Raw genomic sequence first — 1602 nt, 5'->3', positions numbered from 1 at the left:
CCGGCCGCCACAAGGGCCCGCACCCGCTCGTCGCGGCCGGCAAGGCGGAGCTGTTCTGATGGCGGACGTCCTCGAGGACCTCACCGCGGCCACCGGCGGCCACGCCCGCGCCGCGACCGACGACGACGCCGTCGCCGGCGTCATGCCGAGCTGGGTCGCCAGCCCCGGCACGGCCGACGAGGCCGCGGCGCTGATGAGGGCGGCCGCGGCGCATGACCTGACCCTCGTGGCCCGGGGAACGGGCACGAAGCTCGGCTGGGGAGCGCCCCCCGAACACGTCGACGTCGTCGTCGACACGACGCGGATGGACCAGGTCGTCGAGCACGCCGCCGGTGACCTCATTGTCGTCGTGGGGGCCGGCCGCCGGCTCGCCGACCTGCAGGCCGAGCTCGGCGACGCCGGCCAGCGCGTCGGCATCGACCCCACCCGGTCGGGGACCGTCGGCGGCGCGGTGGCCACCGCGGCCACCGGCCCGACCCGCCTCTTCCACGGGGCGGTCCGGGACCTGGTCATCGGGATGCGCTTCGTCCGACCGGACGGCGTCGTGGCCCACGCCGGCGGCAAGGTCGTCAAGAACGTCGCGGGCTACGACCTGGGCAAGGTGCTCACCGGTTCCTTCGGGACCCTCGGCCTGATCACGGAGGTCGCCTTCCGCCTCCACCCCCTCCCGGAGGCCCAGCGGTGGGTCACCTGTGCGGTCGACGGGCCCAGCGACATACAGCAACACGTCCTCGCGCTCGTGCACTCCCAGCTGGTCCCCGCCGCCGTCGAGCTCGACCGGTCCCGCGACGGCGCATCCCTCGGCGTCCTCCTCGAGGGCATCGCCCCGGGTGTCGAGCAGCGGGTCACCGAGGTGAGGACCCTCCTCGGGGCGGCGGCCACCGACGCGGCGACGCCACCCGAGTGGTGGGGGACCGAGCCGGCCACGCCGAGCGGGGTGCTCCTCAAGGTCACCCACGAGATCGGTCGCTTCACGCGGCTGCTCGAGGCGCTGGACGCCGCCGCGGACAGCGCCGGCCTCGCCACCACGCTGCGGGGCAGCCCCGCCGTCGGCACCGCCCTCGTCGGGGTCGGGGCCCCATCCGCTGGTGGCGCGGTCAGTGCTGGCGCCGTGCGCGAGCTCGTCGACGAGCTGCGCCGCCGCGCCACCACCTTCGGCGGCTCGGTCGTCGTCCTCGATGCGCCGCCGCAGCTGCGCGAGGGCCTCGACGTGTGGGGCCCGGTGACCGCGCTTGACCTCATGCGCTCCGTCAAGCAGCGGTTCGACCCCGAGCGCCGCCTGGCGCCCGGGCGATTCGTGGGAGGGATCTGATGACCGCATCCGACTCCGGGGTCGTCTCCACGCCGACCGGCACGCTCGGCACGGACGCACGCCTGTCCCTGACGCCCGTGCAGGGCGGGACACCGGCTTTCGACGACCACCGGCCGCCGTCCGCCGAGATCGTCTCCGACTGCGTCCACTGCGGCTTCTGTCTGCCGACCTGCCCCACGTACACCCTGTGGGGGGAGGAGATGGACTCCCCCCGGGGGCGCATCTACCTGATGAACGAGGGCCTGCAGGGCGAGCCGATGACGCCCGCGATGGTCGAGCACTTCGACGCC

2 protein-coding genes are annotated in these 1602 nt (G+C 74.9%); both read left to right on the top strand.

Annotated elements, in window-relative coordinates; translation table 11 throughout:
- A partial coding sequence (locus N864_RS22100) for an FAD-binding oxidoreductase (RefSeq protein ID WP_205621038.1) occupies positions 1-1312 on the top strand: 1312 nt, incomplete at its 5' end.
- A partial coding sequence (locus N864_RS22095; RefSeq protein ID WP_034722611.1) for a 4Fe-4S dicluster domain-containing protein occupies positions 1312-1602 on the top strand: 291 nt, incomplete at its 3' end. The genes N864_RS22100 and N864_RS22095, both read left to right, overlap by 1 nt.

Source organism: Intrasporangium chromatireducens Q5-1 (assembly GCF_000576575.1).
Lineage (GTDB): Bacteria > Actinomycetota > Actinomycetes > Actinomycetales > Dermatophilaceae > Intrasporangium_A > Intrasporangium_A chromatireducens.
Note: the sequence above shows the minus strand (reverse complement) of the source record. Positions and strands in the feature narration are given on the sequence as shown.